General features: G+C 54.8%; 23 protein-coding genes. 3 read left to right on the top strand and 20 right to left on the bottom strand.

The window, feature by feature from the left end; genetic code table 11:
- Positions 1–8: 8 nt before the first annotated feature.
- From AC1Q6J_RS15920 to AC1Q6J_RS15880, 9 genes are read right to left on the bottom strand one after another with little or no spacing between them, the layout of a single operon-like run.
- Positions 9–2,396: a xanthine dehydrogenase family protein molybdopterin-binding subunit gene (locus tag AC1Q6J_RS15920; RefSeq protein ID WP_492280185.1), complete on the bottom strand. Its 2,388-nt coding sequence runs from the start codon at positions 2,394–2,396 to the stop codon at positions 9–11.
- Positions 2,389–2,871, bottom strand: coding sequence for a (2Fe-2S)-binding protein (locus AC1Q6J_RS15915; protein ID WP_492280184.1), 483 nt, complete (start codon positions 2,869–2,871; stop codon positions 2,389–2,391). The genes AC1Q6J_RS15920 and AC1Q6J_RS15915 overlap by 8 nt, the downstream gene beginning before the upstream one ends.
- Before the next feature lie 14 nt (positions 2,872–2,885).
- Entirely contained in the window at positions 2,886–3,758 is an 873-nt protein-coding gene (locus AC1Q6J_RS15910) for an FAD binding domain-containing protein (protein ID WP_492280183.1), read from the bottom strand.
- Between the two features lie 15 nt (positions 3,759–3,773).
- Positions 3,774–4,706: an alpha/beta hydrolase gene (locus tag AC1Q6J_RS15905; RefSeq protein ID WP_492280182.1), complete on the bottom strand. Its 933-nt coding sequence runs from the start codon at positions 4,704–4,706 to the stop codon at positions 3,774–3,776.
- A 25-nt stretch (positions 4,707–4,731) separates the two neighbouring features.
- Entirely contained in the window at positions 4,732–5,190 is a 459-nt protein-coding gene (locus tag AC1Q6J_RS15900) for an SRPBCC family protein (protein ID WP_492280181.1), read from the bottom strand.
- Between the two features lie 27 nt (positions 5,191–5,217).
- The gene (locus AC1Q6J_RS15895) at positions 5,218–5,982 is read right to left on the bottom strand and encodes an SDR family NAD(P)-dependent oxidoreductase (RefSeq protein WP_492280281.1); all 765 of its coding nucleotides are present in this window, start codon (positions 5,980–5,982) and stop codon (positions 5,218–5,220) included.
- A gap of 2 nt (positions 5,983–5,984) precedes the next feature.
- On the bottom strand, positions 5,985–7,292 hold the full coding sequence (hisD, locus tag AC1Q6J_RS15890) for a histidinol dehydrogenase (RefSeq protein WP_492280180.1): 1,308 nt from the start codon (positions 7,290–7,292) through the stop codon (positions 5,985–5,987).
- A 56-nt stretch (positions 7,293–7,348) separates the two neighbouring features.
- Positions 7,349–8,305 carry a cyclase family protein gene (locus tag AC1Q6J_RS15885; protein ID WP_492280179.1) on the bottom strand — a complete coding sequence of 319 codons (957 nt, stop codon included), beginning with the start codon at positions 8,303–8,305 and terminating at the stop codon, positions 7,349–7,351.
- Between the two features lie 48 nt (positions 8,306–8,353).
- Complete coding sequence (locus AC1Q6J_RS15880; RefSeq protein WP_492280178.1) at positions 8,354–8,650, bottom strand: hypothetical protein; 297 nt, start codon at positions 8,648–8,650, stop codon at positions 8,354–8,356.
- A 209-nt stretch (positions 8,651–8,859) separates the two neighbouring features.
- Between AC1Q6J_RS15880 and AC1Q6J_RS15875 the strand changes: the two genes are divergently transcribed.
- On the top strand, positions 8,860–9,243 hold the full coding sequence (locus tag AC1Q6J_RS15875) for a hypothetical protein (protein WP_492280177.1): 384 nt from the start codon (positions 8,860–8,862) through the stop codon (positions 9,241–9,243).
- Positions 9,244–9,380: 137 nt separating this feature from the next.
- Here AC1Q6J_RS15875 and AC1Q6J_RS15870 read toward each other — a convergent pair whose 3' ends face one another.
- Positions 9,381–9,866, bottom strand: coding sequence for a lipocalin-like domain-containing protein (locus AC1Q6J_RS15870; protein WP_492280176.1), 486 nt, complete (start codon positions 9,864–9,866; stop codon positions 9,381–9,383).
- Positions 9,867–10,245: 379 nt separating this feature from the next.
- Here AC1Q6J_RS15870 and AC1Q6J_RS15865 point away from each other — a divergent pair, with 379 nt between their 5' ends.
- Complete coding sequence (locus AC1Q6J_RS15865) at positions 10,246–10,461, top strand: hypothetical protein (protein WP_492280175.1); 216 nt, start codon at positions 10,246–10,248, stop codon at positions 10,459–10,461.
- A 57-nt stretch (positions 10,462–10,518) separates the two neighbouring features.
- On the opposite strand, the gene AC1Q6J_RS15860 is transcribed toward AC1Q6J_RS15865, so the two are convergent.
- The 9 genes from AC1Q6J_RS15860 to AC1Q6J_RS15820 all read right to left on the bottom strand — a co-directional run bounded on the left by AC1Q6J_RS15860 (position 10,519) and on the right by AC1Q6J_RS15820 (position 19,597).
- Complete coding sequence (locus AC1Q6J_RS15860; protein ID WP_492280174.1) at positions 10,519–11,085, bottom strand: gamma carbonic anhydrase family protein; 567 nt, start codon at positions 11,083–11,085, stop codon at positions 10,519–10,521.
- 8 nt (positions 11,086–11,093) lie between these two features.
- Complete coding sequence (locus AC1Q6J_RS15855; RefSeq protein WP_492280173.1) at positions 11,094–11,489, bottom strand: nuclear transport factor 2 family protein; 396 nt, start codon at positions 11,487–11,489, stop codon at positions 11,094–11,096.
- A gap of 32 nt (positions 11,490–11,521) precedes the next feature.
- Complete coding sequence (locus AC1Q6J_RS15850; RefSeq protein WP_492280172.1) at positions 11,522–13,063, bottom strand: AMP-binding protein; 1,542 nt, start codon at positions 13,061–13,063, stop codon at positions 11,522–11,524.
- The gene (locus tag AC1Q6J_RS15845; RefSeq protein WP_492280171.1) at positions 13,050–13,784 is read right to left on the bottom strand and encodes a nitroreductase; all 735 of its coding nucleotides are present in this window, start codon (positions 13,782–13,784) and stop codon (positions 13,050–13,052) included. The genes AC1Q6J_RS15850 and AC1Q6J_RS15845 overlap by 14 nt, the downstream gene beginning before the upstream one ends.
- Before the next feature lie 13 nt (positions 13,785–13,797).
- Positions 13,798–14,508 (bottom strand): ABC transporter ATP-binding protein, encoded by a 711-nt coding sequence (locus AC1Q6J_RS15840; protein WP_492280170.1) that lies wholly within the window; start codon positions 14,506–14,508, stop codon positions 13,798–13,800.
- On the bottom strand, positions 14,505–16,229 hold the full coding sequence (locus AC1Q6J_RS15835; protein WP_492280169.1) for a branched-chain amino acid ABC transporter ATP-binding protein/permease: 1,725 nt from the start codon (positions 16,227–16,229) through the stop codon (positions 14,505–14,507). Before AC1Q6J_RS15835 ends, AC1Q6J_RS15840 begins: the two co-directional genes overlap by 4 nt.
- A gap of 74 nt (positions 16,230–16,303) precedes the next feature.
- The gene (locus AC1Q6J_RS15830; protein WP_492280168.1) at positions 16,304–17,221 is read right to left on the bottom strand and encodes a branched-chain amino acid ABC transporter permease; all 918 of its coding nucleotides are present in this window, start codon (positions 17,219–17,221) and stop codon (positions 16,304–16,306) included.
- Positions 17,222–17,273: 52 nt separating this feature from the next.
- Positions 17,274–18,401, bottom strand: coding sequence for an ABC transporter substrate-binding protein (locus tag AC1Q6J_RS15825; protein ID WP_492280167.1), 1,128 nt, complete (start codon positions 18,399–18,401; stop codon positions 17,274–17,276).
- Between the two features lie 269 nt (positions 18,402–18,670).
- Positions 18,671–19,597, bottom strand: a complete 927-nt coding sequence (locus AC1Q6J_RS15820) for a LysR family transcriptional regulator (protein ID WP_492280166.1) — start codon at positions 19,595–19,597, stop codon at positions 18,671–18,673.
- A gap of 356 nt (positions 19,598–19,953) precedes the next feature.
- On the opposite strand from AC1Q6J_RS15820, the gene AC1Q6J_RS15815 reads away from it, so the two are divergent.
- Positions 19,954–20,526 carry a hypothetical protein gene (locus AC1Q6J_RS15815; RefSeq protein WP_492280165.1) on the top strand — a complete coding sequence of 191 codons (573 nt, stop codon included), beginning with the start codon at positions 19,954–19,956 and terminating at the stop codon, positions 20,524–20,526.
- Between the two features lie 141 nt (positions 20,527–20,667).
- Here the strand turns inward: AC1Q6J_RS15815 and AC1Q6J_RS15810 are convergent.
- Positions 20,668–20,780 (bottom strand): integrase core domain-containing protein (locus AC1Q6J_RS15810; RefSeq protein WP_492280280.1); only part of this gene is annotated, 113 nt, incomplete at its 5' end.

The following is a 20,780-nucleotide window of genomic DNA, read 5'->3' as shown; positions in this document are numbered from 1 at the left end:
GTTTACGTTTAGTTTTTGTTGGTGGCTTTCAGCTCATCAAGCGCTGCAAGAACTCGCTCCGGCGTCATCGGCATATGCCGAACGCGTACGCCGACAGCGTCAAAGATCGCATTTGCAATTGCGGGCGCCGTCGGTGACGTCGTTGCTTCTGAAAAGCCCTTGGCTTGATACGGCCCGTCGAATTGCGGGATTTCGACAATATGTGTCGAGACGAACTTGTTCGGCGGCGCATCTTTCGCGGTAAGAAAGCGATACGACGAAAAATCGGCGTTGCGGATGCTGCCCTCGCTCAGTTGGAACTCTTCCGAGAGCGCTTGGCCAAGTCCCATCGAAAGCGCCGCGTGCATCTGTCCCTCGCAGGACATTGGATTGATGGCGCGGCCCACGTCGTTTGCGATGGCGATCTTCTCGAGCTTAACCTCGCCGGTCTCAATGTTCACGGCAACTTCAACAGCTTGCGCTGCGCGCGTGCAGAACGAGAAGATCTTGCGCATGCCGTCATCAGCGGCATGGCCGGTCTCTGGGTCAATTTTGCTCGACGGTACTGTGAAGGTCGCCTTGCCAAGCAATTCTCCGCCGGTGGGAAGGAACGAGCCCGTGAAGAACACTGTGCGGAAAAGCTCGCGGACCGCCATGAACCGATCAGGGTTATCCCTGACGAAGACTTTCATATCTGCGAGATCGAGCTCTTCAGGCTTTGCCTGCATCACTTCGGCGGCCATCTTGAGTATTTGGCCCTTAACGTCCTCGCAGGCCATTATAACGGCGTTGCCTGCTGCGAATGTGATGCGGCTCGACCCTGTAAGCTGATCGTAAGGCGTAACCCACGTGTCCACTTCGGCCGTCTTCACCCGGTCAGGTTTAACTTTGAAGAACTCGGCCGCAATCTGAATGAGGGTCGTCGAACTGCCTTGACCGATATTTCCGGCGCTATGCCGAATCTCGACGGTCTCGTCGTTATGCACCTTCACAATTGCCGAGGATGCAGAAGGAGCAACGCTATCCTTGTTTGCAAAAGCGATGCCCCGGCCCCTGCGCCAGGGTCCCTCCCCTCCCCTGACGAGCTCGCCGTGCTGCTCCAGCCCTTGCTTGATCTCATCAAGCAGTTCGTTTCCGGCAACCGAATGCTGGACCTCGCCGGCAGCGTTGATCTCGCCTTCGACAAGAACGTTCTTTCGTCGGATCTCGTACGTATCCATTCCGAGCGCCGCAGCGAGCTCGTCGATATGGGATTCAAGCGCAAAATGGATCTGCGTGTTCCCAAAGCCTCTGTAGGCGACACCCGGAGGCTGATTGGTATAAACAACGTAGTTATCGAGCTTGAAGTTGGGGAATCTGTAGGATCCGAGCGGACCGTAGCTCGCCTGACGGGTGACCAGGAATCCGTGTTGCGCGTAGGCACCGCCATTAACCAGGACAAACATCTCGCATGAGACGATCGTACCGTCCTTCCTGACGCCCGACTTTATCTTCATTTCAAACGGGTGCTGTACACCCGCCCAGCACAAAGACTCTTCGCGCGTGTAGACGATCTTGACGTGCCTGTTGCCAGCCGCCCGCGAAAGAACGGCGCAAAGTCCTTCGGCTTTCATTTCTATCTTTCCGCCGAAGCCACCCCCAACATACTTGGGAATGATCACGCGGATCCGCGAATGCGGAATATCGAGCGCTTCGCTGATCTGGTTCAGCAGCGGATAAGCGGCTTGTGATGAAGACCAAACGGTGACGTTTCCATCAGCGTCCCATAGGGACACCGAATTGTGCCGCTCCATCGGAGCATGACCCATCATCGCGTTCGTATAAGTGCCTTCCAGAACAAGGTCCGCCTCCTTGAAGCCCGCATCGACATCGCCCGTGCGTATGCGGTAGTAGCCAAAGGCGTTGGGATGCTTGGGATTGTATTGTGGTGGTCCGATCGGAACACGCCGATAGTGCTCTTGGCCTTCGTGCACAATTACCGGCGGATTGGTTTTGAACGCCTCGTGCACGTCAAAGACGGCCGGAAGGTCTTCGTAATCGATCTCGATGAGGTCGCAGGCCAGTTCGGCGATAGCTTCGCTTTCGGCTGCGACCGCAACGACGGGCTCTCCGATGTATCGGACTTTTCCTCTCGCAAGGAGAGGTTCATCGTAACAGCCGAAGCCAAACAGTGTCTGCGGGCAGTCCTTGTCGACGAGCACCGCATGTACACCGGCAAGGCTTTGCGCGCGGCTGATATCAATGTTGATGATCTTGGCGTGTGGACGCGTGCTTCGCTTGATTTTTGCCCAAAGCATGCGGGGCATTTCAAGATCGATGGCATATTTTCCCAGGCCGGTGACTTTCCCGTGCCCTTCCTCGCGAATGACATTCTTGCCGAGGACCGCCAACTCTGCACTGTCGTGAGCGTCATGCATGGGCCGCACTCCGCAGTTCCTTGGCGGCCGCGAGAATGGCCTCAATGATTTTTACGTAACCGGTGCAACGGCAGAAGTTGCCGCGGATGGCATCTCTGACCTCGTCCTCTGATGGATCTGGATTGCTGCTCAGCAGCACTTTTGCAGTCACTATCAAGCCTGGCGAGCAGAATCCACATTGCACGGCTCCATGCTCCAGGAAGCGGCGCTGGATGGGATGAAGCTCGGACCCGTTCGAAATTCCTTCAATCGTTGTCACCGACTTGCCTTCAAGCTGCATCGCCAGCGTCAGACAGGAGCGCACGAGCTCGCCATCGACCATGACGGTGCACGAGCCACACACGCCTTCACCGCATCCCTCTTTTGTGCCGGTGAGACCGACGCCGAGCCGCAGGACGTCCAAGAGAAGCGCGTTAGGCTCAATCTCCAGAGCCTGCTTGCGGCCATTGATTTCAATATTGAGTGCTCTTCGCATGTTGTTCTGCTCGCTTAGGCGGGGCCAATGCGACCAGCTGCAGCCAACAATGCGTCACGCACGTAGACTGCAACAAGGCGGCGTCGATATTCTGCGGATGCGTAGACATCGCTGTCTGGCGCGCAATCCTCGGCGGCAATCAGTGCGGCGTTGTGAATCGCCTTATCATCGAGTTTCGCGCCGATCAGGGCCTCTTCAGCCCTCGTCAGGCGAATGGGCGTCTCGGCCGAACCCGCAAGCGAGATGCTCGCGCTTGTGCATCCCTTGCCATTGGCCATGAGAGCCGCCCCGACTGCAATGAGCGGTGTTTCCATGGCCGCGCGTCCGGCGTGGGCGAGATACGCCATGCCGACCGGCTCTTTTGGGATAGGGATCCTGATTTCGCGAACGAGTTCAGCCTCCTCCAGGGCCGTAGACATGTGGCCCAGAAAGAATTGATCGATTGGCAGGGTTCTCTCGCCGCTCGGACTGGCGATGACGAGCTCCGCGTCAAGCGCAAGCAATGCGGCCGAGGGGTCGCTGGCGGTATGGCCCACACAGATATTCCCTACGACAGTAGCCCAGTTTCGCACTGCAGTTGTAGCGATCCGGCCGATCGCTTGAGAAAGGAGAGGGAACTTGTCTGCTACGTCGGATGACTTGAGAACGTCACTCGACGTAGCGGTTGCGCCGATCCGCAGCACGTCCTTGTCGCACTTGACGTATCGGAGGCCCGGGATCGATTTCACGTCGATCAAGCAATCCGGCGACATAATCCGAAACTTCATGACGCGTAACAGCGACACGCCGCCGGCAATGAGCTTGCCGCCGTCCGGGTTCGCCGCCAAAGCTGCACAGGCTTCGCCTATACTCTTCGGCGCCAAGTAATCGAACTTGGGTAACGCCATGTCGCACTCCTGTCGCTAGGCAACTTTCGCTGCGGTTACAGTCCCGTCGCCCTTCTTGAGATGAGCGTTAAACCACGCAATGGTTTCACGCATCACCACTTCAAACACAGGCGGGTTTACGAACTCGTACACGTCGTAATGGTCGCCGTCTGGAATGGTGACGAGCTTCTTTGGCTCGTTCGCCTTGGCAAACATCGAGTAACATTCATCGATCGGCACAAGCCCGTCCCGCTCGGTATGAATAAACAGAATCGGCCTTGGAGAAATCGCGTGCACGTAATCTTCGGGAATGTGACGCATCGTCGCTTCGGCGTTTTCGAGCGGATAGCCCTCGGTATATTTTTCCGCCGCCTTTACCTTCTCCTGAATCACCTGACGCGAGTGCGGGTCGCCCGGCATCAGCTCGGTCACATCGACGCGACGGGATTTTCCGGTGAGAACGCGCTCAACGCGATCGTCCGCCAGAACCTTCTGGAACTTGAGCCATTCCCAATGTTTCCTCAGGCTCTTCATCCAGCGATAGCCATTCGCTACAGGCACCACGGAGACGACGCAGCACACGCGATCATCGGTTGCCGCAGCAACAACCACGTTACCGCCACCAAACGACGTGCCGTAGAGTGCAATCTGACTGGTATCGACTGACGGAATCGTTGTCATGAAGGTGACGGCGTTGCGGATGTCCTCGACCTGCTCCGTCGGCATCAAGCGAGCGACCACACCCTCGCTCTTGCCAAACCCGCGATGATCGAAGGCGAATGCAACATAACCATGTTTCGCCAATCGCTCCGGGACGGGAAGCAGATAGACATCTTTCACGCCGGTATAGCCGTGACAGCAAACAATCGTCGGGCGGACTTCGCCGGACTTCAAATCATCCGGTTCGTACAAAATGCCGCTGAGTTTGAGACCTTCGCTGTAAAATGAGACTTCTGTAACCTTGGCCATGGTATACCTTTCTGAATTGCGCTGCTCAGGCCGCGTTCGCATGAAGATTTGCTAAGAGATTCTCGAAGAACCGATCTACAATTTTCTTGCTTGTGTTGGTGATCAGGCGCTGCCCGAGCTGCGCGATCTTTCCGTTGATGTTGGCGTCCGCCTCATAGACGAGCTTCGTTCCGCCCTCGCCGTCCGGGCTGAGTTTTACGAATGCGCCACCCTTTGCGAACCCGGCAATGCCGCCGTCGCCCTCCCCGCTGATGCGATAGCTATTGGGAGGATCCTGATCTTCCAATTTAACTTTGCCGCGAAAGCGCGTCTTCAGAGGGCCAAGCTCCAGCCTGACAACCGCGGCGAAAATATCCCCCTCGCGCTGCTCCAGCTCTTCGCAGCCAGGAATACACTTACGAAGAATCTCCGGATCGTTGAGAGCTGCATACACAGCGTTTTGTGCGATCGGCAGTCGATATTCTCCGGTTAACAGTATCGCCATGTCTTTTCTCCGTCGTGCCAGACTTCGCTATTCGGCGGTCCAGCCGCCATCCAACATCAACGACGATCCCGTCATCAGGCTTGATGCTTCACTCGCAAGGAACACAATGCCCCCCATAACGTCATCCACGCGGCCCAGACGCTTAAGCTTGATCTTTTCAAGAACCTGGCGCCTGAACTCGGCGTCACTTAGGAAATCTCTTGTCATGGGCGTTTCGACAAACGTAGGGCAGATGGTGTTGACGCGGATTCCGCGCGGCCCAAACTCAACCGCCATCGCTTTTGTCATACCCTCAATCGCCCACTTCGACGTGCAATAAAGGGTACGGTTGGCGGCGCCGACATGCCCCATCTGTGAAGAGACGTTGATGATCGAGCCAGCCCTGTCCGCCGAGAGCAACCGTTGGGCAACCAGTCGTGCGGTAAAAAAGGCCGCTTTGACGTTGAGCCCCATGACCGCATCGTAGTCGTCGACTGTCAGGTCGATCATCGGCTTGGGCCGGTTCATCCCCGCGTTGTTGACAAGGATATCCTGGATCGGCAGCGCGCCGATTGCCTGCGTCATCTGATCAATATCAGTCACATCGACCGTGAGCGCCTCCGCTGAGCCGCCCACCAGCTTGATGGCTTCTACTGCCTCATCCAGTTCTTTGGCCGTCCGCGACACAAGAGTGACATGCGCACCCGCTGTCGCCAGTGCGACTGCTGCTGCCAAACCGATCCCGCGGCCGGCACCCGTTACGAGCGCACGCTTGTTATCAATTCGCAGTGACGGCGTAACTGGTAAGAACATGGTCATTCAGCCGCTGTCGCGTAAGGAATGTTGCGACCGCCGTAGCGCCGAACGCGGAGGTTCGCCTGCTCGGCGTGACCGGCAAAACCCTCGAGCATGCAAAGCCGCGAACAGTACTCTCCGATCTTGGCCGATGCTTCATCGGTTTCAACGCGCTGATACGTGCACGTCTTCAAAAACTTGCCGACCCAGAGACCACCTGTATACCGAGCGGCTTTCATAGTCGGGAGAGTATGGTTGGTCCCGATAACCTTGTCACCGAAGGCAACGTTCGTTCGTGGTCCCAGAAAAAGGGCGCCGTAGTTGGTCATGTTATCAAGGAAGTAGTTTGGATCTTTCGTGAGCACCTGGACATGCTCCGAGGCGATCCGATCCGCCTCTAGCACCATCTCGCGCTCATCTTCACAAAGGATAACTTCGCCGTAATCTTCCCAGGCACGACGAGCGACGTCAGCGGTTGGGAGAATCTTCAGCAGTCGCTCGATCTCAGCGAGGGTTTCCTTCGCCAGCTTCTCCGAAGTCGTCAAAAGAATCGCTGGCGAGTTAGGACCATGCTCGGCCTGTCCAAGGAGATCGGTCGCACACATCTCTCCATCGACCGATTCATCTGCGATCACGAGTGTTTCGGTAGGACCCGCAAACAGATCGATGCCGACCCGACCATAAAGTTGGCGCTTCGCTTCGGCCACGAAGGCATTGCCGGGACCAACCAGCATATCGACGGAGTCAATCGTTTCCGTTCCAAGAGCAATGGCGCCGATGGCCTGCACTCCACCCAGCGCGTAAATGATGTCAGCGCCAGCAAGGTGTTGCGCGGCAACAATCGCTGGAGCGGGCTTGCCTTGAAAAGGTGGCGCGCACGTAACGATCCGATCAACACCTGCGACGCGTGCGGTAATAATCGACATGTGAGCCGATGCGAGAAGTGGATACTTGCCTCCAGGCACATAGCAGCCGACCGAATTGACCGGAATATTCCTATGACCGAGCCAGACACCAGGCAGAGTTTCCACCTCGATGTCCTTCATCGTTCCACGCTGATGCTCCGCGAAGTTACGGACCTGCTCTTGCGCGAAACGGATATCATCCAAATCGCGGCTCGAGAGCTGCGACACGCAATCCTTGATCTCTTTGTCCGTAAGACGGTAGTCGTCGCGCGCCCAACCATCGAACTTGGTGGATAGCTCTCGTACGGCGACATTGCCTCTTTTTTCAATGTCGGCGAGAATTGATTCTACCGTTTGCCGAACGCGAGCGTCATCTTCAGCTCGCGCCTGCGCATCACGGCCTTTTTTAAGCAACTTTGCCATATGGAATGCCTCTCTTTTCAGTCATGGCCGGCCCCCGTTAAGAAGCCGTGCGCGCTTTACTTGATAGCTTGTGGGTTGATTGGAGAGCCCGCCCCCCCAGGAAGATGCAACGGGGGGGCCGTGAAGAAGAACTCGTAAACCTTGTCTGCCGCGCAGTCAGCCGCCAGATCTTTCATGTAAAAGATTTCGCCCATGGTTATGCCGATGGCGGGAATTACGACCCAATGCCAAGGTTGATTGGCTTCGACTGTTTCGTTGGGCCTGACTTCGCATCCCCACGTGTCGCAACAGATAGCAGCCACATCCTTATCACGCAGCCAGTAACAGGTTTCAAAGGCCATTCCTGGGGCGTTGCCGCCAGCATAGCCCGCCCAGTCACCTTTCGACAGGCAACGCTCTTGATGTCCGGTGCGCACCAAGACGAAATCGCCCTTGCGAACATTGATGCCCTGCGCTTTGGCACAGCCATCGAGATCTTCGTTCGTGATCCCGTAGCCATCGTCGAGGCTTTCCTTGCCTTTCCAACGGGCAACATCGAGCAGCACTCCCCGACCGACCATTTTATCGCGGGTATGCTCGATGCCCAGCTTCTTGGCGCCTCGTGCATCAACAAGCTTAGCGCTGTAACCGTTGTACATCTTGTCATCGATGAAGATGTGGCAAAGAGCATCCCATTGCGTCGATGCTTGGCAAGGCATGTTGATCGCATCGTCGGCATACCGCAAATATGGATATGGCTCGTCTTGGTTGCCCGCGGCCGCATCCGTTCCGGTTGCGAGCATCGTGTGGATCGGATTCCATCGCCCGCCAAAGAGGCCTGACTGGATAGGTTCCTTCAACGAGAGGCCAAGTGAGAACACCTTGCCTTTGCGGATCAGCTTGGCCGCGTCAATAATGTCGCCCGGCGTGATATTATTGAGAGTGCCGATCTGATCGTCATCTCCCCAACGGCCCCAATTCGAGAGTTTCGAGCTGGCTTCGCGAATGGCTTTCTGATTCACCGGAATAAGCATGTCTGAATCCTGCATTTTAGCGGTTGAGATAACGTGGAATTTACGGGCCTATTTGCCCGCGCTGTTATCTATGGAGACGGGCACCTCGAAGAGAGACAACGAGGGAGGCGATCCATAACGCTCTGTAAGCGCCTGCTTCCATTTATCGTCGAAGAAGGCAGTAACCAGTTCTCGCGAAGACCACAGGTAAAATGCGCCCGCGCGCGTTTCCCCGTCGAATAAGTACTGCTTGCTAATCAATCCTGGCAGGCCGCAAAATCGCGGCGCAGATTGCTCGAAGGATTCTGTGATTTGAGGCAATGTCGTGCCGGCAGGCACCCAAAACAGCACAAGAGCTGCGATCATAGCTTCCTCCGTTCGGTCTAGCTGCAGCCGGATCGTTCCGGTCTTCTCAGCATCACCATTCGACATGTTGCAAAACTGTCAAATGTGATCTTGCTTACCTAGATGAAGTTAGCCGGTGTGGGCCAATACCTTTTGGGTAGACGCCCATAACACAATGATATCGGAGCTAAGGAGCGCGCTCCGATACTGTGAATGAAGGAGATAAAAGAATGAATGCACCAATGAGAGCGAGTGACGATCAAACTGGATGGGCCGGCCCGCAGCGGATTCTAGCCGCCGCTCCGTTGCTCCTAATGAACGTGGTCGGCGTTCTCGCCGCCGGCTATGTTCAGGAAGGCGCCCTTCATCCCGAAAATGGTAGATTAGCGCTGATTGGTCACGGCTTCATCGCAGGCCTGATTTTGTCAGGCATCTTTGTGCTTTCGATAATGGTGCAAGTTGCGAGCGGGCGGCGGTACGAAGTCGATCAACGAGACGAGTATGCCGTCGCACACGTCACACTCATTAATATGATAAAATTTTCCAGCGAAGTTGGTGCGTTGGGATTACTGGCCCTCACGACATTCCTGGTCGTTCTACATTTGGTCAGTTAATCACCTTCTCGGCGACCGTAGATTGGTTGCCTCTCCTTATGCGCACATGCTGCAATTAGATTTTGCTACATCACTGAAAAACGAGGAACGCGTATCGCGGCCCTCCTTTTTCCTACTCTGCAGCGGAAAGCTGACGCTTAAGGCTGGCGCTCCCACACCAGAATGCCGCGCCAGCTTTTACCGTCCTGTGTTGTTGCTGGACTTTCAATGATGAGATTTTCATTTTCAAAACGGTAGCCCCGCTTTTGCTCGCTGCCGATCCACTTCGGCTCACCTGCAATATCCACCTTTGTTATGAAATTGGCTCCATCGATCTTGTAGAGACCTGAATACGCATACATCGTTTTGAAATTAGCCGCAGAAGCATCAACCCCATCGGGTATCGCGCGATTTTCCGCAGTGATCAATGCAACCAGACGATTGGACGTCGTGAAGATCACAAATCCGCTAGGACGTTCGCCGAATGGCGAAGGCTTTTGAGCCTTCGAGTCTACATCCTCCAGCACCCAGCGCTTCAACTTCCAGGTGCCGATAAGATTTTGTGCGGTATCCGCGAAAGCCGCGCTAGAAAACGAAATAGCGGCAATCACCGCGATCGCGCGGAGGAGGCTATTGGTAAGCATGATTTCATCCCTAGATTATAGTTATGAATCCATGGTGACGTCCTAGACTTGCGCGAGCCAATACCTTTTTGATACGTCGCAATAACCAAATGTTATCGCCAGAAGTCCCTGTCAGCAAAGGGCCGTACTCCGCACCAAGCGTGGCCGGAAAAAATGGCGGCAATTTTGCAGTTTGGCGGAATGTTTAGATCACTGCTCAGTAAGGCTCCCTACAAGGCTGTTTATTGCTGCATCCGCTTAACCCACCGAATGGCTGGGGCCGACCCGGCATTCCATAACGGCTCATTCCGCGAATCTCACTACTGCAATCTCGAAATGGCCTCGTAAGGCGTTAGTACCTAACGTCGAAAGATATGACTTAAAAGGCCAATGGAGCGGAATGCCGGACAGCGAACAAGAATGGATCTTCTTCCTGAATATCTATGCTAACTACGACGTCGATTTCCAGAAAGACGCCTTGAGTTTTCGCTCCCTGCTGACGATTTTTGAAATCAAACGAGTTTCTGATAACCCATTTAAACGCGTGACTAAGATCAAGCACCCATGCCTCTCCTCCAGTATGCGCACCCAACATGAGTACCGCAACTCAGATTGAAGCAAGAACTCTGCCAGTAACTATCCAATCGTCGCATCCGCGACGCGCGTCAAAAGTTCAAATGGCAGCCAGCGCGCCTTTGAAACGAGCAGCGTTCCGAACATAGTGTGGAGCATTCGAAATGAACTCTTTTCGTTCCTCATCCGTCAGCACGCGCCGCAATTTGGCGGGAGCCCCGGTCCAGAGTTCCCCCGCCCCAATCCGTCGGCCTGCCGTTAGAAGCCCGCCCGCACCGAGCACGCCTCCCCGCTCGATGACAGCACCGTTCATCACTGTCGCCCCCATCCCGACAAACGCAGTGTCTTCCAGACGGCAGCCGTGGATAATGCAGGCATGCCCAACAGTAACATCGTCTCCGATCACCACGGCAAACTCGCCAGGATCGACGTGCACGATCGTGCCGTCCTGGATATTCGTCCGCTTCCCTATCTGAATGAAGTTAGCGTCACCGCGCAGTACGCAATGAAACCACACACCAGATTCAGCGCCGATACGGACATCGCCGATGACGGCCGCTGTGGGCGCAATCCATGCCGACGGATCGATCAAAGGCTGGGCGTCGCCCAACCGATACAGGGCTGACCGCTCACCACTTCTCGACGATATCTTAACTTGCTCGTTCATCTTACGCCTCAGAGATAGTAGCTTTTATGGATGATTTTCCATTCGCCCTGACAGAAAGCGAGGTTGAACAGATCCTGCCCATCCATCGTCCGAGAGCCCATCACAAAGCTGAAAGCAACGCGGACGCTGGCGAGGTAATCCACAATATGCACCTCTATCTCCCGCGCCTTCTCCTCCGCGTTGTCAAATTTTGCGTGCAGCGAACCAATCGACGCGACGAACTCGTCGAGCGTGATCGTTTTGATCTCATCGCCCTTGACATAATAGTGCTGGATGTTCGCCTTGGGATGAAAAGTGGCGCGAAATGATTTCTCGTCCCACGTCTTTACAGCCAGTAGGTATTTCGAAATCACGTCGTTGACGACCTGCTTCTGTGATTCAATCTTCAATGCGGCATCAGTCAAGATAACTCTCCTTGGTTTGATTTCTATTGTTGCTAGATGCTTCGGTTGGTGTCTTTCCAGTAATGTTCCCTGATATCCTTTTTCAAAACTTTTCCGACGATGCTGCGCGGAAGCGTCTTCCATATCTCAACATGCTTCGGCGCCTTGATGCTTCCGAGTTGATCCTTGCAAAGCGCTATGAGTTCGCCCTCAAGGACGCTTGCTCCGGGCTTCAATTCGACGACAGCCGTAACAGCTTCTCCCCATTTTTCGTGAGGAACGCCTATCACCGCGCAATCCTGAATCGCCGGATGGGTCCAGAGCACCTGTTCAACCTCACCAGGATAAATATTGAACCCACCTGTAATAATGAGGTCCTTGCTACGATCGACGAGATGCAGATAGCCTTCGGCATCCTTGAAGCCGATATCGCCCGTATGAAACCATCCATTCTGAAAGGCTTCCGCCGTTGCCTCTGGATTCCCCTCATACCCTTTACAGAGGTTAGGACCTCGACAGACGACTTCTCCCTTTTCGCCAGGCGTCACGCGATGTCCCTTGTCATCGAATACGTCAATCATGACCAGTGGACTTCCTCGCCCCACACTGCCGAAACGCCCGAGACCAAGAGCCTCAACATGTTCTTCCGGAGCCATGATAGATACTGTGCTGGTGGCCTCCATCAGCCCGTAAAGCTGCGTCATCACCGGACCAAACACCGACCAGGCTTCACGGAGTTTATCGACGGAAATCGGTGCGGCACCATACATGAGATGACGTAATGAACGGTAATCATGCTTCCCAGGCACATGCCTCGCAAGCATCATGTACAGAAGCGTCGGGGGCACGAACAAACTTGTAATCTGATGATGCTCGATGGCTTCAAGTATTAACGCGGGATCTGGCTTCGCGAGAATGATGTTCACACCACCTTCCGCGAACACGGCCTGCGCGACCTCTCCAGCCACGTGAGATAGCGGTGTCACGACAAGGTTGATAGGCAACGTGCCGTTAAAGAGCTTGAGCCGGTAGTTGACGATCAAGGTTGCCCAATTCATGCTAGTGCGCATGACTCCCTTGGGGCGCCCAGTCGAACCGCCCGTGGTGATCAGCGTGACCATGTCCATCGGCTTGATATCGATGTCGGCTGGCGCCTCAGACGGTGAACCCCAAAATACCTCCATAGGTTTGCAACCGGCGATCTCGCCATTCACCGACACGATGCCGCGCAACGTCGGAACTGCCGCACGGATAACATCGATGTATTTGCCAAACTGCGCGTCGATGAACAGCCATTCCACGCCGAAAGCCTCCATGTTCGCAGCACATTCTGAGGCGGTGGCGCGAGGATTGAGCGGCAGCCAAACGAATGGCGTACGATGAATCCCGATCTGAACGGCAAAGAACGATGGATGATTCGGAATCCAACTCGCGATCTTCGCCCCGGGATCGAGCTCAGTGGCCATAAGCGCACGCGCAACTCTGCGGCTTTGATCCTGGATATCGCCGTACGTTGAGATTAGACCATCATAGATCACCGCCGCAGCGTTGGGCCTTGCATCCGCCTGCTTGTCGAAAAAATCAGACAGACGCATGGCTCGTCTCCGCAGTTTGCGAGTTTTCAGAGTCCAACGCATCGATGAACCTGGCAAAGCCTTCAACAGGCTCTCGTTCAGTCACCAACTTGTTGGCCGGCGCATCCATATCAGCGTAACCAAGCGACATTCCGCAAACAACGATCTCGTTTTCCGGAATGCTGCACAACGGCCGTATAATGTCGTGATAGTGACGCCAGGCAGCTTGTGCGCAGGTATCAAGACCAACATCATTGGCTGCAAGCATAAGCGACTGCAGAAATATGCCATAGTCGAGCCAGCTCCCCTGCTGCAGGGACTTATCAATCGTGAATATCAACCCTACCGGAGCGCCAAAAAACTCGAAGTTACGGCCAGCGATAACCCAACTTGCCGCCCTGTCGCCCTTCGCCACCCCAAGGATTTGATAGAGGCTGAATCCGACCGTCCGCCGGCGGGTAAGAAATGGCTCGAACAATGGTTCTGGATTGTAATCGTACTCGCCGAATGGTTTTGGCGGCTTTTCCCGATGGGGCTCAAGCTCCCGCTTGGCCAACACTTCACGGGTAAGCCTGTCCTTGGCCTCGCCCGTCAGGACGTAGACGCGCCACGGCTGCATATTGGTCCCGCTCGGCGACCGCGCAGCTGCCCGCAGCAGATCGGCAATGACCTCCTTTTGAACGGGCGTCTTGAGAAAGCTTCGCACCGACCGGCGCTTATGCAACAATTCGATCACGCTCATGCCAGGAACCTCACTACAAGCCACCGAGAAAGCTGCTGCGAATGGAAGGATTGGATCGTAGATCGGACGCCAAGCCTTCGAGTACAATCGAACCGATCCGCAACACGTAAGCCCGATGCGTCACATCGAGAGCTTTCGAAAGATTCTGTTCTGCAAGGATCACTGCGGTGCCACTCTTGACGATCTCCGGAATGCGCCACAAAACTTCATCCGTCAGCTTCGGCGAAAGTCCCAGCGAAGGCTCGTCAAGCAGCAGCAGGCGTGGCCGGCTCATGAGCGCGCGTGACACCGCGAGCATCTGCTGCTGACCGCCCGATAAGGTCCAGCCAAGAGAGCTTTCCTTCTCCGCAAGGCCAGGAAAAATGGCGTACATCTCATCGATTAGCCGCCTTGTTTCTTTGCCGTCTTCGAAAGACGCTACTTCAAGATTCTCGCGGACAGATAGACCGGGAAAAATACGGCGCCCCTCCGGCGCATAGCCGATGCCGAGACGCGCACGCCTGTACGTTTTCACCGACCTCACGTCGTAACCATCGAAGAGAAGCTCGCCGCCGGCCGGACGCAAGAGCCCGACAATCGTCTTGATGAGCGTGGTCTTGCCTGCGCCATTCGCACCAACGAGAGCAACAGCCTCGCCCGGCGCCACATGAAATGACACACCGTTCAATGCGACGATCTGGCCATATTGAACTCGCAGGTTTCTTGCGTCGAGCAGGTTGTTCATGCACCCTGCTCCACGACGTGTCCGGAGCCGATATAAGCTTCAATCACCCGTTCGTCCTTGTAGATCACCTGCGGGCGTCCGGAAGCGATCAGTTGTCCGTAGTCGAGGCAAATCATATGCGTGGCGAGCGTCTTCAAGAACTCCATGTTGTGTTCGATGATCAGGAGCGTGAGACCTTGTGCCGCCAGAGCCTGCAGATGCTCCGCGAGCTCAGCCTGCTCGCTTTCGTTCAGGCCGGCCGCGGGTTCATCTAGAAGCAGCACCATCGGTTCGAGGCAGATGGCTCGAGCGATCTCCACCAGCCGCTTAGTGCCATGTGCGAGCGAACCGCATTCGGTATCCGCAATGTCTTCCAAGCCAAAGCGACGCAACACGTGCATCGCATACTCGCGCGCTCGATTGAGCATCAGGTCTTGCCGACCGGTCAGAAGCGCCTTGCGAAGACTCGCGCCTTCAGCCCCAAACCGGGCAACAGCGACATTGTCGAGAACACTCATATCTTCGACAAGGCGAAGGTTCTGGAACGTGCGTGCCACGCCACGCGCCGCGATATCGTCAGAACTCATCCCAACAATATCGTTGCCTCCCAACACGATGGATCCCGCGTCAGCGAGATAGATACCGGTAATGCAATTGACCAAAGTGGTCTTGCCACTCCCGTTCGGGCCGATAACGGCGGTGATCGACCCACGCATCAACGAAAAACTGACGCCAGCTAATGCGTTCACGCCGCCAAACGTCTTCGTCAGATTCTGAACCGAGAGAATGGGCGTCTCCGAAGGCAACAGCATCTGGCCTGTCGACGGCGCGCTACGCAAACCGCCCAATTTCTGTGTAAGCGCGCTTTTGCTTCGGCGCTTCTTCGGAAGAACCCATTCAATTAACCCTGTAACTCCTTCGGGCGCCACAATCACAATCACGAGAAGAATAGAACTCGTGATCAGAACATAGGCTTGCTCGAAACCCCTCAGCCATTCCGGTAGATGGACAATCAGAAGCGCGCCTACGATGGCTCCCCAGACATGCGTGCGGCCGCCGATCACAGCCATCGTGAGGCACGCAATCATAACCTTGAAATCAAGGGCCTCCGGAGAAACAACCCGGATGGTATGCGCATGCAGTGCGCCCGCCGCCCCGGCCATTGCCGCGCTCAGAAGAAACATCGCAAAGCGAAGCGCATCGGGATTGATCGCCAAAGCCCGCGCGGCGACAGCATTTTGCCGAACCATGTGACACGCGAGTCCGTAAAGACCACGTTTGGTCTGGTACGCAATCACCGCAGCTACCAGAACAAAGATCCACACGAACAACAGAAGCGGCCAACCGCGCGTGACCTGCCATCCGAATACTTTAGGAAGAGGAACACCAGATAAACCGATCGCGCCGTTCGTAAGTGACTGCCAATCGATCGCAAGCAGCAGAAGAACCTGACCAATGCCCAAGGTGGCAAGCGCAAAATAGTGCGACGCCAGACGCAGGATAGGTATCGATATCAGGCCCGCGAGACAGACGCTGCTCACAATCGACAAAACGAATGTCTCGGGGAAATTCCAGCCCGCTTTTGCGGCGAGTATGCCCGTGACATAGGCTGCAAATCCGAAGAACGCCCCTTGTGAAAGCGACAGCTCTCCGACATATCCAAAGATAAATTGGTAGCCAATCACTAAGATCGCAAAGACGCCGGCCAAGGTAAATAATCGAAGCTCATAAGGCGAAGACATGACGAGAGGCCATGCGACGAGCGCACAGAAGGCGGCAATTGCGACTGCCGGCCGGATTCTTTCTGACGTAATCATTAGGCGCGCTGCTGCACGGTTTCGCCGAACAGTCCCTGCGGCCGGAAGAAGAGAACCACGAGAAAAGCAACGTACAGGCAAATAGTCGAGGCTGTCGCGGAGAACACCGTCCGCAACGATGGTACGGCGTCCGCCAACCAGGGTAGAATTACCGGGATCGAGGGAATCAGAACTTCGAAAGCCGCAACGATTAGAGCTCCGACCACTGCACCGCGAAGACTTCCCCAGCCCCCCATTGTCGCCGCGACATACGTCTTGATGATGTAACCTTCGCCATCGCCGGGTGTGATGAAGAAGGTATTGGCGAACATAAGGCCGGCAGCACCTGCGAGCGAGGCGGCGATACCGAATGTAATTACGATCATAAGATTGACGTTCATCCCGAGAGCCATCGCCATCTCCCGATCCTGAGCGACCGCACGCAGTTTCTTGCCAAGTACGGTTCGCGAAAGGATCAGGTACTGGATGGTTACTAACGCGATGGCGAGGACGATAATGGAGAGCGACTGAACACTGATAACTGTATCGCCGATCTGGAAGGAGCCGCTTGTCAGAATTGGAGGCCCGACTCGCGGTGACGGCCCGAACAGCAGCAACGTTCCCGTTTCAAATATCGCCCCCATAGAGATGGTGGAGATGAACACCGATACCGCTGGCCGATCGCGCAAAGGATAGTAGGCAATCAACGAGAGAAGTCCGCCGATAAGAATCATCCCGATCAGCACAAACGGAAGGATGAAGATGCCTGGGACCTTGAGAAGAGATCCCAGGCTTGCCGCGATAAAACCGCCCAGAACAACGAAGCTTCCGTGAGCCAGATTAACTGCACCAGTAGCATTCAGAACGAGCACGAACCCGATTGCCAGAAGCGAATAAGCCGCGCCAAGTGAAATCGTATTCAGGATGAGCTGTATCATTCGTCCGACCTGAGAGCTGACGTGAAGGGCGGGAGAACCAATCGAGAGCGCGTTAGAAGCCGGTGATGTTGTCGTACCGCTTGACGAGCTTCGGCAGCAGCGAAGAACCGTCGTAACAGACGATCACAGCCGAATGCGCCAAGTTGCCCTTACCGTCGGATTTGTACGACATTCCCACACCCTGATAGTCCTGCGTGGACAGGTACTTCTGAACATCGGCTGGTGTCTTGGCGCCACTCTTGACGGCAGTGAGCGCCATCATGAGACCATCATACTGCTGGATCGCGTAGGCATCCGGCATCGCACCGTATTTCGCAAGGTAATCGTTGACGAAGCGGTCAGTCGCTGGATTCACACCTTTCTCCACCCACGAGGCGCTTTCGCCGCAGACACCCTTGAGATCTGACGGTTGAAGCAGTGAAGCCGTTGACGGCATCGCCACTGTCGTATTTCCGATAACCGGAATTTTGATGCCCGCGGCGGCGACCTGCTTTACAACCATCGCCATAGAAGCACTGTGCATCTGGACCAGAATAACATCTGGCCTTGCCGCTTGAAGTTTTGCCAAAGTCGCCGAAATATCCTTGGTGCTCAGTTCGATCCCTTCCGAAAAAACAACTTCGCCACCTGCCTTGGCCAAGTACTCCGACATGAACTTGAAGCCGCTTTGGCCGTATCCGGTCGTGTTGTAGAGAATCGCAGCTTTCTTCACTTTCAGTTCATCAACGGCATAGCGTACATGCGCTACTTTCGACGTCGCATCCGATGGGTAAAGCCGGAACATGTATGGGTTGCCCTGCTCGGTCAACGGCGCCGTTCCCGACGGAGCAAGAATGGGCATCTTGTATTCAAGTGCCACGGGAAGCATCGCAAGCACCTGCGTTCCAAACAAAGGCGCGACTACGAACTTCACATCTTTTCCACTCGCAACGCGCTCCAGTGCGTTTGCCCCACCTTCGGCAGCAGTACCTGAATCGACCGTGTCGCTATTGATCTTCAATCCTGCAGGCGCGTGCGCTATGGCAAGCGAAGCGCCATTGAGTTGTGAGGTCCCCTCCATCGCGAGCAGTCCGGTGATGGGCACGATCAGCGGTACGTTGAGCGTGGTCGCGTCTTGAGCCGCAGCAACTCCTGAAAAGGCAACCATTGCTGCCGTAACGACCTTGCAAGCATACTTCATGATCTCGTCTCCAAGGTTTGACACGAGCGGCCAGTCAACAATTTCTCTTGAGCGCTCCGTTGAAAAATCATCACACAACGGCAGGCACACAGGCCAATACCGATTTCCGACGGGAGCCGTAGGTTTTCCTGAGGGGTGCCGCAAAATGGTCGCACGGTGGACAGCTATTGAACGCGGGTAAGTCCAACGCGCTTCAAACTTTTCCGAACTTGTTGATTGAGGCAGGTGTCCCGGATCAACGACTAAAAGCGAGACTCGCAAAATGGCTTCTAATCGTGAAACTGGAGTTCCAGGCGGCTTTCGGGGTTCGAGATTTCTTCTGCAAGACCCGAAAGCAATTTGACGACGGCCGCGATCGTTTTGCATTTTGGACGATTGGCGCCCGGTACAATATAGCTATGCAGATTCATTTCAGGATTGACGATACGGCGATAATCTACGGCACGTTGAAACAGCGGTGGTTCGCCAATGCATGGGAATATGGTGAAAGCGCCACGCTTCGCCGCAAACTCATAGAGCAACGTGATCGAATCTATTTCTGCAATGATATTGAGATCGACCCCCTCCTTATTGGAGGTGCTATCCAGTAGAAGCCGGCATGCGTGAATTCTCGAGGTGTGATGAATAGGCAAGCTGCGCAGATCATTGAAAGAGATTGGCAATCCCTGCTCTCTCGTGTCGTCAATCGGTCCGAGAAGATAAAGCTGCTCCTGAAGAAAGGGAACGGCGTTTTCGACTGTGTGCGCATCAGGCAAATACATGATGGAAAGATCGAACCTGGCACCCGCGTGCCATGCACTGATTTCCCCACTCAGAGCTTCGAAAATTCTCACGTCGAGCTTCGGATAAAACTGTTTTGCTCTCTCAAGAAGCGGGGCTGCGACCACATTGGCGATGGTGGTGATCATCGCGATTGTCACGCTACCTGACACTTCACCTGTCGACTCCGAAACCGCCGCTCTGGCCTGCTCGATCCGGGCAAGAATGTCACGACCGTGCTCGAGAAAGATCGATCCCGCAGCAGTCAACCGGACACCGCGGGCATGACGCACCAGCAACTCGGCGTTGAGTTCGGCCTCTAACTGGCTGATCTGCGCACTAATTGCAGGTTGCGAGATGTGCAACCGCTCAGACGCTTTCGCGAAGCTTCCGCTATCTGCTACCGCCTTGAAATACAGTATTTGTTTGATATCCATACCTATTTCAAAGCAAATTACGTGCCGGAAAACTCCGTTCTGGGGCCCATTTTGTGAGCATCACGACACCAGTTGGCGCTCACCCTTGCGAAGACTCCCATTCGCCAGCAGGTTACCGCAATATTCAGGTGGTGGACCGCCCAACAATCCAAACACTACAGCAGCACGACGCCGAGCTTCGTCTTTGAAGCCAATCCATGGTTGCTAAACACGCGGCTGAATGACTACGTCAAGATGCCATGCTCTTCTACTGACCGTGAATTCCATAGAAATTATTATGCGAATTTTGGAATTAGACACATATTGAACTTTTCATTAGCTAGCACACTTGTTTTCGGGCGTACGGAGTAATGAAGATGAACAAACTTGCTGCGATCAACATTCAGAATTTAAAAATCAACTCAAAGATCCGTGATGACTTCAAGGCTTACCTAAAGATCGATGAGGTGTGCCGTAGAGCATCGGAAGCAATGAACCATGATCAAGCAACGCGCTCGCTTAAATCAACAGAGACATACTTTCGGAATGCATATCATAGCCTCGCGAACGAGAGACATCGCTATTCACAGATAGCTAAGTCAGTCCTATCGCGTGAGAGCACCTACCGAATTGGGCCGATCCTTCCTGCACCACCAAAGCACCGCCCTTTGCGGGCGCTGAGAACACCTTCCGGATTTCAACGTGAATTTATTCGCCCAATTCGCGCGCTCGGCCAGAAACTGGTTTGGAAAGAACTAAGGCATCTTTGCGTATCTGTTTCAGATGACGGATTCGTCGAAGAAGTATTGAACGTACCAAAAGGCAAGAAATGGGCCTTAAGGTATTACAGCTATCTTTTTTTCGTCGGTGGAAAACGAATAACGATCAGATACAGCCAATTTGAAAAACGGTTCGCCGAAGCAAGATATCCTGTTGCTCTCGTTGGCTAGCGTGATTCGGTCTGGCTGACTCCGTGGAAATTGTGTGCAATTTCGATGACTCCCTCACGAGCTGCGGCTCGAATGCTGGAGTTATCAATGTCAGAACCCATAAATCACAACCAAGTGACCTGCTCCCCTGTTTGCCCTCGTTTATAAGGAGAGTCTGTTCTGGTTCTGCCCCCTGTCGGGGCGGGTTGCAAACTCGGTTGGTGTGAGCCCGTTGAGGCTCGTGTGTGGTCGGTTGGTGTTGTAGTCGATCCTCC

It is taken from the genome of Afipia sp. MLSD5-FHT05B12 (assembly GCF_058793355.1).
This window is presented reverse-complemented; position numbering and strand designations above follow the sequence as displayed.